The 14,092-nt window shown below is 69.1% G+C and carries 14 protein-coding genes and 1 pseudogene; 12 read left to right on the forward strand and 3 right to left on the reverse strand.

From position 1 onward, the window contains the following. Positions 1–171 precede the first annotated feature (171 nt). A complete protein-coding gene (locus OHU89_RS33055) occupies positions 172–987 on the forward strand; it encodes an SOS response-associated peptidase (protein WP_405648362.1) in 816 nt (271 codons plus the stop codon). Between the two features lie 41 nt (positions 988–1,028). Here the strand turns inward: OHU89_RS33055 and OHU89_RS33060 are convergent. Next, positions 1,029–2,223: pseudogene (locus OHU89_RS33060) on the reverse strand (RNA-guided endonuclease InsQ/TnpB family protein). A gap of 195 nt (positions 2,224–2,418) precedes the next feature. Between OHU89_RS33060 and OHU89_RS33065 the strand changes: the two are divergent. From OHU89_RS33065 to OHU89_RS33105, 9 genes are all read left to right on the forward strand, one after another. Then, complete coding sequence (locus tag OHU89_RS33065) at positions 2,419–3,048, forward strand: alpha/beta family hydrolase (protein WP_405648364.1); 630 nt, start codon at positions 2,419–2,421, stop codon at positions 3,046–3,048. Positions 3,049–3,305: 257 nt separating this feature from the next. After that, entirely contained in the window at positions 3,306–3,989 is a 684-nt protein-coding gene (gene sigR / locus OHU89_RS33070) for an RNA polymerase sigma factor SigR (RefSeq protein ID WP_266888268.1), read from the forward strand. Then, complete coding sequence (gene rsrA / locus OHU89_RS33075; RefSeq protein WP_046260457.1) at positions 3,986–4,291, forward strand: mycothiol system anti-sigma-R factor; 306 nt, start codon at positions 3,986–3,988, stop codon at positions 4,289–4,291. Before sigR ends, rsrA begins: the two co-directional genes overlap by 4 nt. 127 nt (positions 4,292–4,418) lie before the next feature. After that, positions 4,419–5,708, forward strand: a complete 1,290-nt coding sequence (locus tag OHU89_RS33080; protein ID WP_405648366.1) for an HD-GYP domain-containing protein — start codon at positions 4,419–4,421, stop codon at positions 5,706–5,708. Further along, on the forward strand, positions 5,705–6,937 hold the full coding sequence (locus OHU89_RS33085; protein ID WP_405648368.1) for an HD-GYP domain-containing protein: 1,233 nt from the start codon (positions 5,705–5,707) through the stop codon (positions 6,935–6,937). The genes OHU89_RS33080 and OHU89_RS33085 overlap by 4 nt, the downstream gene beginning before the upstream one ends. A gap of 105 nt (positions 6,938–7,042) precedes the next feature. Beyond that, a complete protein-coding gene (locus OHU89_RS33090; RefSeq protein WP_405648370.1) occupies positions 7,043–8,023 on the forward strand; it encodes a tetratricopeptide repeat protein in 981 nt (326 codons plus the stop codon). 182 nt (positions 8,024–8,205) lie between these two features. Next, on the forward strand, positions 8,206–8,856 hold the full coding sequence (gene def / locus OHU89_RS33095) for a peptide deformylase (RefSeq protein ID WP_266888230.1): 651 nt from the start codon (positions 8,206–8,208) through the stop codon (positions 8,854–8,856). Positions 8,857–9,146: 290 nt separating this feature from the next. Beyond that, complete coding sequence (gene cyc1 / locus OHU89_RS33100; RefSeq protein ID WP_405648372.1) at positions 9,147–10,232, forward strand: epi-isozizaene synthase; 1,086 nt, start codon at positions 9,147–9,149, stop codon at positions 10,230–10,232. Continuing rightward, on the forward strand, positions 10,229–11,605 hold the full coding sequence (locus OHU89_RS33105; RefSeq protein ID WP_405648373.1) for a cytochrome P450: 1,377 nt from the start codon (positions 10,229–10,231) through the stop codon (positions 11,603–11,605). Before cyc1 ends, OHU89_RS33105 begins: the two co-directional genes overlap by 4 nt. 4 nt (positions 11,606–11,609) lie before the next feature. Here the strand turns inward: OHU89_RS33105 and OHU89_RS33110 are convergent, their stop codons facing one another. Continuing rightward, positions 11,610–12,575, reverse strand: a complete 966-nt coding sequence (locus OHU89_RS33110; RefSeq protein ID WP_266888224.1) for a helix-turn-helix domain-containing protein — start codon at positions 12,573–12,575, stop codon at positions 11,610–11,612. A gap of 92 nt (positions 12,576–12,667) precedes the next feature. Here OHU89_RS33110 and OHU89_RS33115 point away from each other — a divergent pair, with 92 nt between their 5' ends. Together OHU89_RS33115 and OHU89_RS33120 are read left to right on the forward strand one after the other, a co-directional pair. Continuing rightward, positions 12,668–12,841, forward strand: coding sequence for a hypothetical protein (locus OHU89_RS33115; protein WP_266888222.1), 174 nt, complete (start codon positions 12,668–12,670; stop codon positions 12,839–12,841). Between the two features lie 27 nt (positions 12,842–12,868). Continuing rightward, complete coding sequence (locus OHU89_RS33120; protein WP_405648376.1) at positions 12,869–13,645, forward strand: hypothetical protein; 777 nt, start codon at positions 12,869–12,871, stop codon at positions 13,643–13,645. On the opposite strand, the gene OHU89_RS33125 is transcribed toward OHU89_RS33120, so the two are convergent. Next, positions 13,638–14,069, reverse strand: a complete 432-nt coding sequence (locus OHU89_RS33125; RefSeq protein ID WP_405648378.1) for a hypothetical protein — start codon at positions 14,067–14,069, stop codon at positions 13,638–13,640. The two genes, OHU89_RS33120 and OHU89_RS33125, sit on opposite strands and share 8 nt — an antisense overlap. Between the last annotated feature and the right edge of the window lie 23 nt (positions 14,070–14,092).

Raw genomic sequence — 14,092 nt, forward strand, 5'->3', positions numbered from 1 at the left:
TCCGGATCAGGTCGGGCATCGGATTGGCCCCGCGACGGATCGCCCGCGCGGCACCGGACGCCGGGCCCGTCTCCTGTCCGCTCGCACACTCGGCGTGGGCACGGCGGTGGTCTGCCACTCTTGGACATGTCCCGGCGGACGGGGCGCAGGAGGCCGGAGGGGTGGTTACAGATGTGCGGGCGGTATGCGGCGAGTCGTGGGCCCGGGGATCTCGCAGGAATCTTCGAGATCGAGAAGTGGGAGCCCGAGGAGACACTGGCCCCCGACTACAACGTGGCCCCCACCAAGGAGGTCTACGCCGTCCTCGACCGTCCTCTCAAGGACGCGGACGATCCACGCCCCGTTCGTCAGCTGCGCACGCTCAAGTGGGGGCTGGTGCCGAGCTGGTCGAAAACCCCCGAGGGCGGCGCCCGGATGATCAACGCCCGCGCCGAGACCGTCCACGAGAAGCCGTCGTACAAGCGGGCCTTCTCCTCCCGCCGTTGCATCATCCCCGCCGACGGCTACTACGAGTGGGTCACCGCCAAGGCGGAGCGGGACCTGGAGGTCGAGGGCAAGAAGAAGCGCCCGCGCAAGCAGCCGTACTTCGTGCTGCCGGCCGACGGGTCCGTCTTCGCCATGGCGGGGCTGTACGAGTTCTGGCGGGACAAGACCCTCCCGGAAGACCATCCGCAGGCCTGGTGGGTGACCTGCTCGGTCATCACCACCGAGGCGGAGACCACCCCGCTCGCGGTCGCCCCGGCCGACGGACCGTACGCCCTCGCCGACATCCACCCCCGGATGCCGCTGATGCTGACGCCGGACCGCTGGGACTCCTGGCTGGACCCCTCCCGCACCGACGTCGAGGACCTCCGCTCCCTCCTGGAGCCGCCCCCGGCAGGGCTGATGCGCGCCTACCCGGTCTCCACGGCCGTCAGCAACGTCCGCAACAACGGACCGGAGCTGCTGACCGAGCTGGAGGGGCCCGAAGAGGGCACACTCTTCTGACTTGACTGCTCCCCTCCCTCGCGGGAATAGGGATTCCTGGCTCAGGCGGCCTCCTGGAGCGGCGCTCCAGGAGGTCTTACGCCCTCGTCACCAGCCGGGACCAGACCAGCCCGGACGAGCATCACGTGTGCGGAGTTCTTGTCCCTGGGGGACACGAGCCCGCACGCGGTGCAGGTGTAGGTGCGTTCCGACAACGGCAGGGCGTGCTTGGCTCTCGCTCCGCACCTGCCGCAGTCCATGGTGGTGTGCGCGGGGTGTACCAGGCGGACGTCCCGCGCGTGCTTGCGACCCATCTCCAGCAAGGCCCTTTTGGCCGCGCCGATTGCCGCGTCAGGCGCCTTCCGTGCCATCGGCGACTTCGCGAGGAACTTCGGCCTGAAGTCCTCCACCGCGATCACGTCGTGATGCTGTACGACCTTCTTGGCCCACTTACGAGCATGGTCCTGCCGCTGCCGGGCGATCTTCTGGTACGTCTTCGCCCGCCACCCGTTTCGCCTCCCGGTAGCCCTTTGAGGCGGCTTGGCCCTTCTTGGGTTTGCGGCGGGCCATCATCCGGTCGTACCGGGACAACTGCTGCCGGGCCTTCCTGCCGTGGTCGGGGTGTGGGAGGTCGTGGCCGTCGCTGGTCGTGGTCGCGATCTCCTTCACGCCCCAGTCGATGCCGAGCACCCGTCCAGTGGGAGGCAACGGCTGGACTGCGGCTGGGACGACGAACGAGGCGTACCAATGACCGACGTTGTTCTGGTACACCCGCACACTCGAGGGCTCGGCGGGCAGTTCCCGCGACCACGCCACGGAGACGACGACCCCACCCGCCAGATGGAGCCGTCCGCCCTTGAGTCGGAAGCCCCGCTGTGTGTAGTTCAGCGTCGGAGTGGCGTCGCGCTTCTTCTTGTGGCCAGGTAGGCCGGCCCGCTGCCTGACAGGCAGCCGGTCCTTGATGTCCTTCAAAGCCTTGGCGCGGGACTTCCCGAAATCTCGGATGAGTTGCTGCTGGGGCACCGAGGAACCCTCGGCCAGCCAGGGCGTGACGGTTCGGGCCTGGGTGAGCATCCGGTCCAGTCGCGCCGGACCGCAGGGTTCTCGGTCCCGATGGGCCTTCTTCGAGCGGGCCACGCACTCGTTCCAGATCCACCTGCACCGGTCCCACTCCGCCAGCAGAGCTGTATGGGCGCCGGATGACATCCGAAGGCGATACGTGTACCGAGCTTTCTCAGCCCCGTGCACTACTGCCATGCCATCACCTCCTGCCCAGTGGTCCGACTTCCTTCCACCAGGTGACCGTATGTGCGACTCCCGTACGCCTGCGCTGCCTTTTTGGCGTGATCACCCCAACCGGTGATCAGTCGCGCGTGTGTTCCTGAGGTTCCTCTGTCGGGGGCATCCGCCTGGACTCGTGCCGACGTGGGGCATCCTCGCCAGGTGACGAATATGACGACCGAGATCATCGGTACGGATGCCGGCGACGCCCGCATCACCTGGCACCCCGCGAAGAAGGCACGCCTCGTCCTCGCCGTCAGCCATGGGGCCGGCGGCGGTATCGATGCGCGGGATCTGCAGGCCCTCGCACAGACCCTCCCTGGACACGGTGTGACCGTGGCCCTCGTCGAGCAGCCCTGGCGGGTGGCGGGCAAGAAGGTGGCGTCTCCGCCGAAGACCCTCGACGTGGGATGGCGGGGGATCTGGCCCGCCGTGGCCGAGCCGGGGCTGCCCGTCATCTCGGGCGGGCGCAGTGCCGGGGCCCGCGTGGCCTGCCGTACCGCCGTCGAGCTGGGCGCCACCGCCGTGCTCGCCCTCAGTTTCCCGCTGCATCCGCCCGGCAAGCCCGAGAAGTCCCGGGCCGACGAGCTGCTGGGGTCCGGGGTGCCCACGCTGGTCGTACAGGGCGGGAACGACCCCTTCGGGAAGCCGGAGGAGTTTCCGGACGGCGCTTATGAGCTGGTCGAGGTGGCGTACGGCGATCATGGATTCGCGGTGCCGAAGAAGGCGGATCTCACTCAGGAGCAGGCCGTGACGCTCATCACCGGCGCGGTGGTGAAGTGGGCCGGGTCACTCGGGTAAAGGCCCGGGAATGTTGAGCCCCGGAGCTCTGTTGTGGCGGACAGAAGTGCTGAAGAACCAGCACCGACCGTCGTAGAGAGGAAGTCCGCCGCATGGGTTCGACCTTCTGCCCGAGCCGCAGCAGCCGCGCTGACCTGGACTGGACGGTGCTGCACGCGGCCAAGACCGGCCCTATTCGGGCGGCGGGCGGACCGGATCGTGTTCTATCCTCCGATTCTGGTGGGATCGGTTTCGGTCCTGCCCGCAATCTTGAGGAGGTGGGTCCGGTTCCCGGTACCGACGCAGGGACCGAACACGGCCAGGCGGAGCAGCCCGAGGGCCAGGGCACGAGCACGGAGACCACCTCGGAGCGCAGCGCGCGCTTCGAGCGGGACGCGCTCGAATTCCTCGACCAGATGTACTCGGCCGCCCTGCGCATGACGCGCAACCCGGCCGACGCCGAGGACCTGGTGCAGGAGACGTACGCCAAGGCGTACGCGTCCTTCCACCAGTTCCGCGAGGGCACCAACCTGAAGGCCTGGCTGTACCGGATCCTGACCAACACCTTCATCAACTCGTACCGCAAGAAGCAGCGTGAACCCCAGCGCTCCGCGGCCGAGGAGATCGAGGACTGGCAGCTCGCACGTGCCGAGTCGCACATGTCGACCGGTCTGCGCTCCGCCGAGTCGCAGGCGCTCGACCACCTGCCCGACTCGGACGTGAAGGCAGCGCTCCAGGCGATCCCCGAGGAATTCCGCATCGCCGTCTATCTGGCGGACGTTGAGGGCTTTGCGTACAAGGAGATCGCGGACATCATGGGGACACCCATCGGTACGGTGATGTCCCGGCTGCACCGGGGCCGTCGCCAACTGCGCGGCATGCTCGAGGACTACGCCCGTGAGCGCGGGCTGGTCCCGGCCGGCGCCGGAGAGTCGAACGAAGCGAAAGGTTCGGGCTCATGAGCTGCGGAGAGCCGCACGAGACGGACTGCAGTGAGGTACTCGATCATCTCTACGAGTTCCTCGACAGTGAGATGCCGGACGTCGACCGCGACAAGTTCAAGCAGCACTTCACGGAGTGCTCGCCGTGCCTGGAGAAGTACGGCCTGGAAGAGGCCGTGAAGAAGCTGGTCAAGCGGTGCTGCGGTCATGACGACGTCCCCACCGACCTGCGCTCCAAGGTCCTGGGGCGGCTCGACCTGATCCGCTCCGGGCAGGCGGTGCCCGAGCACGACATCACCGCGGCCCCGGCCCAGGAAGCCTGAACTCCCTTCTGGGAACGGGCTGTCGTCACTCGAACGTGCTAATCCGCGGGTAATCGGCCCGCGGAACCCCCTCTTGCCCTCCTAGGCTCCGAAGCTGAGCCGGCTCGGGAGATCTCAAAGGGGCGTCATGGAGGGGACAGCGGCACGGGCACGCGTGTACGTGGTCGGTGTCGCCCTCGGTGCCCTGTACTGCGTGCACGCGCTGCCGGCGGTGACCGCCCCCTGGTGGGCGGTGGCCCTGCTCGCCGCCCTCTACGCCGGGGGCGAGCGGTTCTCCGGCACCTTCTATCCGGTGCTGCTCGCCGGGGCCTTCCTGCTGCCGCCCCCTGCCGCCGCGCTCGTCGCGCTGCCGGGGGCGCTGCTCTCCCCGGTCGCGCAGCGGCCGCGCGCGATCCGCCGGATCTGGCGGGCCGCCCAACTCGCCGTCGCCGTCTGGACGGCGTCCCGGGTGCACTGGGCGCTGGGCGGCAGGGACGCCGTCGTGACCCCCGACTTTCCCTATGTGCTCGTCCCGGCCGGGGCGGCCGTCATCGCCTTCTGTCTGGTGTTGACCGTTCTGGACGGGGGCATCCTGGCGCTCGCCGAGCGGGTGCCGGTACGACTGGCCTGGCGCGGTCTGTTCGTACGTTCCCTCGCGCCGATCGCCGTGCACGGGCTCGCGGGACTGATGATGGCCGTGCTGTGGCGCAGCCCGTACGGGCCCGTCGCCGCGCTCCTCGTGCTGCTGCCGATGTGTGTGTCCTGGTGGGCCTTCGCCCAGTACCACCGGGAACAGGCCGCCCATCAGGCCACCATCCGCGCACTCGTGCAGGCCGTCGACATCAAGGACGAGTACACCCGCGGGCACAGCGAGCGCGTCGGCCAGGCCTCGATGATGATCGCCCGTGAGCTCGGCATGAACGCGGGCCGCATCGAGGTGCTCCGGTTCGCCGGGATCCTCCACGACGTCGGCAAGCTGGGCGTGCCGACGCGGCTGCTGCGCAAGGACGGGCCGCTGACCCCGGAGGAGCGGCGCGTCATCGAGCTGCATCCCGAGTACGGGCACGAGATGGTGCGGGGGATCTCGTTTCTGGGGGAGGCGCGGGCGGCCGTACTGCATCACCACGAGCGGCTGGACGGGAGCGGGTATCCGTACGGGCTGGTGGGGAGCCAGATCCCCGAGTCCGCGCGGGTGGTGGCGGTCGCCGACGCCTTCGATGCCATGACGTCGACGCGCTCGTATCGCCGGGCGCGGCCTGTCGCCACCGCGCTGGAGGAGCTGGAGCGGTGCGCGGGGTCGCAGTTCGACCCGCGGATGGTCACGGCGCTGGTGCGTGCGCTGGCCAGACACGGCTGGCACCCCGCGGTGACCGCGGACGAGGAACGCCCACCGCGCCCCCGCCGCCCGGTCTCCAGCCGCCCCGGAGCACACCGATGAGGTGGCCTCGGCTGCTTGTGCATGGTTCGGCGGGGGTTCTCGCTCTCGTGTCGCTCGGGGTCATCCTCTGGACGGGGCTCGAGGAGCGCGGGGTCGCGTTGGCCTTCGGGGTGCTGATCACCGGCGGTGAGCTCGCGCGGTGGACCGGTGCCCGGGTCCGGGAGGCCGCGCCGCTCGGGGCCGCCGGGGCGCTGGCGTACGCGCTGCTCGGGGCGGATGCCGGGCGGCCGACCACACACGGGGTCCTCCAGGTGGTCACCGTCGTGCTCGCCGCCGCGCTCCTCGGCAGCGTGCCGCACATCGCGCGCGGGCAGGGTCCGATGGTCGACCATCTCTCGCGACGCCTGCTCAGCACCGCGTTCTGCGCCGTCTGCTTCCAGCCCCTCTACAACCGGGGCGTCTTCGACGCCTGGGGCGGACCGGCGTACGCCCTCGTGCTGATCGCGCTCCTCGCCCTGACCGCACTCTGCGACGCCGTGCTCGCCGCCGCGCTCGCGCACTCCCGTACCCGCTGGCCCTTCGCCCCGCTGCTGAGGCACGAACTGCGGGCCCTGCTCGGCATCGGGTCCGCCGTCTGCGCGACCGGCGCGGTGATGGCCCTCGCGGTCGCCGTCGTCGGACTGTGGGCGCTGCCCGTCTTCTCCCTGCCCCTCCTCCTCACCCAGCTGGCCTTCCGGCGGTACGCCGCCGTACGGACCACCTACCGGCAGACCATCGCCTCCCTCGCCCGGGCCACCGAGATCGCCGGCTATACCCCCACGGGGCATGCCCGGCGCGTCGCCGAGCTCAGCAAGGCCGTGGGGCGGGACCTGGGGCTGACCGGACCCGATCTCACCGTCCTGGAGTACGCCGCCCTCATGCACGACATCGGACAGCTGAGCCTGATCGACCCGGTCCCGGCGGGGGCCACCGCGGGGCTGCCCACCGAGGAGCAGCGGCGGATCGCCCTGCTCGGCGGGGCCGTCGTGCGGCAGACGGGGGTGGACGGCACGGTCGCCGTGGTCGTGGAGCGGCAGGCCGACCCCTATCGGCAGCAGCCGGTGGCCGCGAGAATCGTGCGGGCGGTGAACGCCTACGAGGAGAAGGCTCGGGACGCCGGGCCCGGCGGGCCCCTCACCGCGCTGGAGGAGCTGCGGCTCGCCACCGCGGGGGACTACGCGCCCGAGGTCGTGGAGGCGCTGGCCCGGGTGCTGGCCAGGGACTGTCTTACCCTGCCCTCGGTTGGGTAACCCATGGGTAATGAGCGCCCTTCCAGCCGCGCATGGTTGGATGCGAAGAAGAGGGTGTCCGGGGGCGATGGCCAGCCCACTGAACGGAACTGGCAGGCGGGAATCGTGAGGATCTTCGGCAAGGGACGGCACCGGCCCTCCGCCTCCTGGCGGCAGGCCACAGACCGCGCGTTCACGCTGATCGGCGACGGTCGGTACGAGGACGCGGGCGCGCTGCTGACGCGGGCCGCCGACCTGGAGCCCTGGCTGTCCGAGTCCTGGTTCAACCTCGCCCTGCTGCACAAGTTCCGGCACGACTGGGAGCAGGCGCGGGCCGCGGGCCTCAGGGCCGTCGCGCTGCTCGACCGGGAGACGGGCGCACCCGACTGGTGGAACGTCGGCATCGCGGCCACCGCGCTCCAGGACTGGCCGCTGGCCCGGCGGGCCTGGCAGGCCTACGGGCTGCGGGTGCCGGGCGGGGCCGCGGACCCCGGCGAGCCGGTCCGCATGGACCTCGGCAGCGCCGCCGTACGGCTGTCCCCGGAGGGGGAGGCCGAGGTGGTGTGGGGCCGGCGGCTGGATCCGGCCCGCATCGAGGTGCTGTCGATCCCGTTGCCGTCGTCCGGGCGGCGCTGGGGTGAGGTCGTGCTCCACGACGGGGTGCCGCACGGCGAGCGGACCACTGCTGCCGGGCACTCGTACCCCGTGTTCGACGAGATCGAGCTGTGGGCGCCGTCGCCGGTGCCGACGTGGGTGGTGCTGCTGGAGGCCGCGACGGAGGCCGACCGGGACGCCCTGGAGCAGCTCGCCTCCGACGCGGGGTTCGCCGCGGAGGACTGGTCGTCGTCCGTTCGGCTGCTGTGCCGGATGTGTTCCGAGTCGCAGATGCCGTCCGACGAGGGCGACGGGGAGCATCTCGATCCGCATGACCACAGTGAGCCGGGGCATCCGGGGCCGCTGGGGCATCGGACGGACGGGCAGCTGTGGGTGCCGGAGCGGGAGTGTGGTGTTGCGGCGCCGGCCGCGCTGGTGCGGGGGCTGTTGGACGGGTGGGTTGCCGACAGTCCGGATTCGCGGAACTGGCGTGATCTTGAAGAGGTGTGCTGACGGATTTCGGCTGCGGGTCCGTCGTGGCTGGTCGCTCCCCCACTCTCGACTTCGCTCGAGCGGGAGGGACCCCCATCGCGGCGGAGCCGCATATCGGGCACAGCCCCGCGCCCCTTCAGGGCGCGCTCCCCTTACCCTGTATTCGCAGAATTCCCATGGTTTCAGGAAGGCATACGTCGGTCATGGCGCAGCAGGACACCGATCAGCAGCACGCGGGCGTGCTCCCCGTGGACGACGAGGGCTTCGTCATCGACACCGAGGAGACCGAGGAGCGGGAGAACGGCTGGCGGGAGCGTGGGACCTCGCGGCCCATCACCGTCGTCGGGAACCCGGTGCTGCACAAGGAGTGCAGGGACGTCACCGAGTTCGGCGCGGAGCTGGACCAGCTGGTGGCGGACATGTTCGCCTCACAGCGCACCGCCGAGGGCGTGGGCCTGGCCGCCAACCAGATCGGCGTCGACCTGAAGGTCTTCGTGTACGACTGCATGGACGACGAGGGCAAGCGGCACGTCGGCGTGGTCTGCAACCCCAAGCTCGTCGACCTGCCCGCCGACCGGCGCGTCCTGGACGACAGCAATGAGGGCTGCCTGTCCGTGCCGACCGCGTACGCGCCGCTCGCCCGCCCCGACTACGCCGAGCTGGCCGGGCAGGACGAGAAGGGCAACCCGATCAAGGTCCGCGGCACCGGGTACTTCGCTCGGTGTTTGCAGCACGAGACCGATCACCTTTACGGATACCTCTACATCGACCGGCTCTCCAAGCGTGAACGCAAGGACGCGCTGCGGCAGATGGCCGAGAACGAGCCCCGCTACGCCGTGGTCGCCAACGACTGAGACCTCTCTGGATCACACAAGTCCCTTGCGCACGGCGTCTGTTCAGCTTCCCCTCTCTGACCAGGCGCCGTTCGTCTGTCCGTCGCACGTTCGATCGTATGTGCTCCCCTAGTGATCCAGATTCAGTCACACAAGGGGAGATTCTCGGCACCGTGGGGTAGTGAATGGTGTAAATCCGTTCCCAGATCGGTCAGTTGTGGTGCTGAATGGGAAGTGCGGGGATACGCAACGGCGCACGCCCGGCACTGCGGGAGGGGCGTGCGCAACTGGCGGCTGAGAGGGGTTAGTTCGTGCATGCTTTCTCACACGGCACCACATCGACACCGACAGCGATCGCGGTCCCACCGTCGCTCTCTCTCCCGGTGATCGAGGCGGCGTTTCCCCGGCAACTCCACTCGTATTGGCCCCAGCTCCAGGAGAAGACACGCACCTGGCTGCTGGAAAAGCGGCTCATGCCGGCGGACAAGGTGGAGGAATATGCCGACGGTCTTTGCTACACGGACCTCATGGCGGGCTACTACCTGGGCGCTTCCGACGAGGTCCTCCAGGCGATAGCGGACTACAGCGCGTGGTTCTTCGTCTGGGACGATCGGCACGACCGCGACATCGTCCACCACCGGCGCGAGGCCTGGCGGCAGCTCAGGTACCGGCTGCACGCGGCACTCGACTCCCCCCAGGAGCACCTGCACCACGAGGATCCCCTGGTCGCGGCGTTCGCCGACACCATGGTGCGGCTGTACGCGTTCCTGCCCGGCACATGGAACGCGCGGTTCGCCCGGCACTTCCACTCGGTGATCGAGGCGTACAACCGGGAATTCCGCAACCGCACCGAAGGTGTCGTGCCGACCGTCGAGGAATACCTCGCGCTCCGGCGCCTCACTTTCGCGCACTGGATCTGGACCGATCTGCTGGAGCCGAGCGCGGGCCGGGAACTCCCGGACCGGGTACGGAAACACCCGGCATATCGGCGGGCGGCACTCCTGAGCCAGGAATTCGCCGCCTGGTACAACGACCTCTGTTCACTGCCGAAGGAAATAGCGGGCGACGAGGTCCACAATCTCGGGATCAGCCTCATCAAACACGAGGGGCTGACGCTCGAGGAGGCCATAAGGGAAGTCCGCCGACGGGTCGAGGAATGCATCAGTGAATTCCTTGTCGCCGAGAAATCGGCCCTGCGGCTCGCCGTGTCGCTCGACGACGGAACCCTGCGCGGAAAAGACCTGAGCGCCACCGTGCGGGCCTGTGTCGGCAATATGCGCAACTGGTTCAGCACCGTCTACTGGTTCCACCACGAGTCCGGCCGCTACATGGTCGACAGCTGGGACGACCGGTCCACACCCCCGTACGTCAACAACGAAGCGGCAGGTGAGAAATGACCGTCGAGTCTGTGAAGCCCGAAGCCCCGGTGACACCGGGGCCCGGGCAGCGTGAGCCGGTCCTCGCGGGAGGGGCCGTTCCGGTCCTCGGGCACGGGCTGAAGCTGCTGAGGGATCCGCTGGCCTTCATGTCCCAGCTGCGTGACCACGGCGACGTCGTACGGCTCAAGCTCGGCCCCAAGACGGTGTACGCCGTCACCACGCCGGCCCTCACCGGGGCCATGGCACTCAACCCCGACTACGTCATCGACGGGCCGCTGTGGCAGTCCCTGGAGGGGCTGCTCGGCAAGGAGGGCGTGGCCACCGCCAACGGTCCGCGGCACCGGCGGCAGCGACGCACGATCCAGCCCGCCTTCCGGCTGGACGCGATTCCCGGATACGGGGCGATCATGGAGGAGGAGGCGCACGCGCTGACGACGCGCTGGCAGCCCGGGGAGACCATCGACTGCACCTCCGAGTCCTTCCGGGTGGCGGTGCGCATCGCGGCCCGCTGTCTGCTGCGCGGCGACTTCATGGACGAGCGGGCCGAGCGGCTGTGCGTGGCGCTCGCCACCGTCTTCCGCGGTATGTACCGGCGGATGGTCGTCCCGCTCGGACCGCTGTACAACCTCCCCCTGCCACCCAACCGCAAATTCAACGCGGCCCTGGCCGATTTGCATCTGCTGGTCGACGAGATCGTCGCCGAGCGCCGCGCATCTGGTCAAAAGCCGGACGATTTGCTGACGGCATTGCTGGAGGCGAAGGACGACAATGGCGACCCCATCGGGGAACAGGAGATCCACGACCAGGTGGTCGCCATACTCACCCCGGGCAGCGAAACAGTGGCCTCCACGATCATGTGGCTGCTCCAAGTGCTCGCGGAATATCCGGAACACGCGGACAGGGTGCGTGAGGAGGTTCAATCCGTAACGGGCGGCCGTCCTGTCGCATTCGAGGATGTCCGGGCGCTGACCCACACGAACAATGTCGTCGTCGAGGCCATGCGTTTGCGCCCCGCCGTGTGGATATTGACGCGCCGGGCGGTCGCCGACACGGAACTCGGTGGGTATCGCATTCCGGCCGGTGCCGACATCGTGTACAGCCCGTACGCGATCCAGCGCGATGCGAAGTCGTACAAGGGCAACCTGGAGTTCGACCCCGACCGCTGGCTTCCCGAGCGGGTCAAGGAGGTGCCGAAATACGCCATGAGCCCGTTCAGCGTGGGCAACCGCAAGTGCCCCAGCGACCACTTCTCGATGGCGCAGCTGTCGCTGATCACGGCGGCGGTCGCGACGAAGTACCGCTTCGAGCAGGTGTCGGGCTCCGACGACGGGACGCGGGTGGGCATCACGCTCCGCCCGCACAAGCTGCTGCTGCGGCCCGTCGCGAGGTGACCGATCAGGCCGCTTCCGGCCCCCTGAACGCCCTTCGGTAGGCGTTCGGGGTGGTCCCCAGTGCCCGTACGAACTGGTGGCGCAGTGCGGCCGCGGTGCCGAAACCCGTCCGACCCGCGACCGCGTCCACCGTCTCGTCGGTCCCCTCCAGCAGCCGCTGGGCCAGCAGCACGCGCTGGCGCAGGATCCAGCGGTAGGGGGTGGTGCCCGTCTCCTGCTGGAAGCGGCGGGCGAAGGTGCGCGGGGACATGTGGGCGCGGTCGGCGAGCTGCTCGACGGTGACGTCCTCGTCGAGGTGGTGCTCCATCCACACCAGCACCTCGCCGACGGTGTCGCACGAGTTCTTGGGCAGGGGCCGTTCGATGTACTGCGCCTGTCCGCCGTCCCGGTGCGGCGGTACGACCATGCGCCGGGCGATCTTGTTGGCGACCTCGGGTCCCTGCTCCTTGCGCACGATGTGCAGACAGGCGTCGATGCCGGCGGCGGTGCCGGCGGAGGTGATCACCGGGTCCTCGTCGACGTACAGGACATCGGGTTCGATGACCGCCCGCGGGTTGCGTACGGCGAGCTCGTCCGCCTGCCGCCAGTGCACACTGCAGCGCCGCCCGTCGAGGAGTCCGGCGGCGCCGAGCACGAAGACGCCTGAGCAGACGCTGAGCACCCGGGCGCCCCGGTCGACGGCCCTTCTGAGTGCGTCGAGCAGCTCGGGCGGATAGTCGCGCACGACATAGTCCGCCCCCGCGGGTACCGCGATCAGGTCGGCCTCCTCCAGTCGCTCGAGGCCGTACGGCGTGCCCACGGTGAGGCCGCCGACATGGGTGGTGAGCGAGGGGCCCTCCGCCGAGGCGACCGCGAAGTCGTACGTCGGCAGTCCCTCGTCGCTGCGGTCGATGCCGAACACCTCGCAGATCACCCCGAGTTCGAAGGGGTGCACTCCGTCGAGCAGGACGGCCGCCACGTTTTTCAGCATGTTTTCAGTATGCCTCGACAGTGGCAGTAAATCGAGGTTGTACGGCAGTCCTGCCACTGTTGGTAAGGAGCGTCCGGCGTGACAGTGGTGTCATGACTACCGCACAGACAGAGGGACTGATCGGAATGCTCATCGTTCTCGCCATCCTGGTTCTGCTGGTCGCCCCCGCCGTGACCGGCATCGTCCGCGACCGACGCATGGACCGCCAGATCAAGGAAGCCCAGCAGCACAGGCGCACCTCACGCCGGGTCGCTCACACCGTCTAACCTCTCCTGCACCAACAGGGGAGGATCATGAGACACAGAACATGGGCCGTGGCGGGCGGGACGGCAGCGCTCGTACTGCTCACGGCCACCGGGGCGCACGCCGAGGGGAAGGGCGACATCCGGGTCACGAAGACGGTCGTCAACAACGGCAACAACGTCATCGTCGGCACGGCGAAGACCGTCAAGTACCCGGTCGCGATCACCATCAAGGACAACTCGGGCGTCAAGAAGATCACGGATCTCTTCACGTTCAACAAGATCAACGGGTACGGCTTCGCGACCTGGGACGGCGACTCGTCCTGCGTGAAGAAGAGCTCGACGACGTCGGTCTGCACGGGCACGGTCACGATCGATCCCGGCTGGATCGCCGACAGCGACGACATCGACAGCAATAAGGTCGCCGGCGTCTGGCGGGTCGACGCCACCGTCAAGGCGAACGACGGCGACTACTGGATCTCGGACGACATCGCCCAGTACAAGGTCAAGCGCGCCTCGAAGCTCACGACCGACGCCACCCCCGAGCCGGTCGCCAAGGGTGCCAGGCTCACCATCAACGGCAAGCTCTCCCGGGCCAACTGGGAGGACCTCAAGTACCACGGCTTCACCGGCCAGGAGGTCAAGCTCCAGTACCGCCCGGCCGGCGCCGCCCACTACAGCACCGTCAAGACCGTGAAGACGGGCGATGCCGGAAAGCTGACCACCAAGGTCACCGTCACCTCGGCAGGCAGCTGGCGCTGGTACTTCCCCGGCACGACGACGACCGCACGTGTGGTGTCGATGGGGGACGCGGTCACGCTCAAGTGATCACGACGGTGACCGACCAGTCCTGAATGCCCTTGCAGGACACCTTGCCGGTCTCGGCGGCGCACAGCGGGCGGGACGAACCGAGCCGGACCGTGCCCGCCGAGACCGCCTCGAACGCGGCGTTCGCATCACCCGGCAGCAGCACGATGCCGCTGTTGGCGGCTTCCAGCCCGCTGCCCTCGGCGGTGACCGGTGTCCACGGCCGGTTCTTCGCCCCGTCCAGGGCGACCCGGACCGTGCCGCCCACCGCCAGACAGACCGTGCGGCCACTGTCGGCGGCGTGCAGTTCCGGTACGGCCGTACAGCCGGAAGACGACGGCGACGGCGACACGGAGTCACCGCTGTCACCTCGGTCGCCGCCGGTCTGGGTTCCGCACCCGGCCAGCAGCAGGGCTGTGACGGCGAGAGTCGCGATACGGCGCATGAAGAATCCCTCCTCACCGTTGT

Origin of the sequence: Streptomyces sp. NBC_00019 (assembly GCF_045041015.1) — a bacterium.
In the GTDB taxonomy this organism is placed as follows: Bacteria; Actinomycetota; Actinomycetes; order Streptomycetales; family Streptomycetaceae; genus Streptomyces.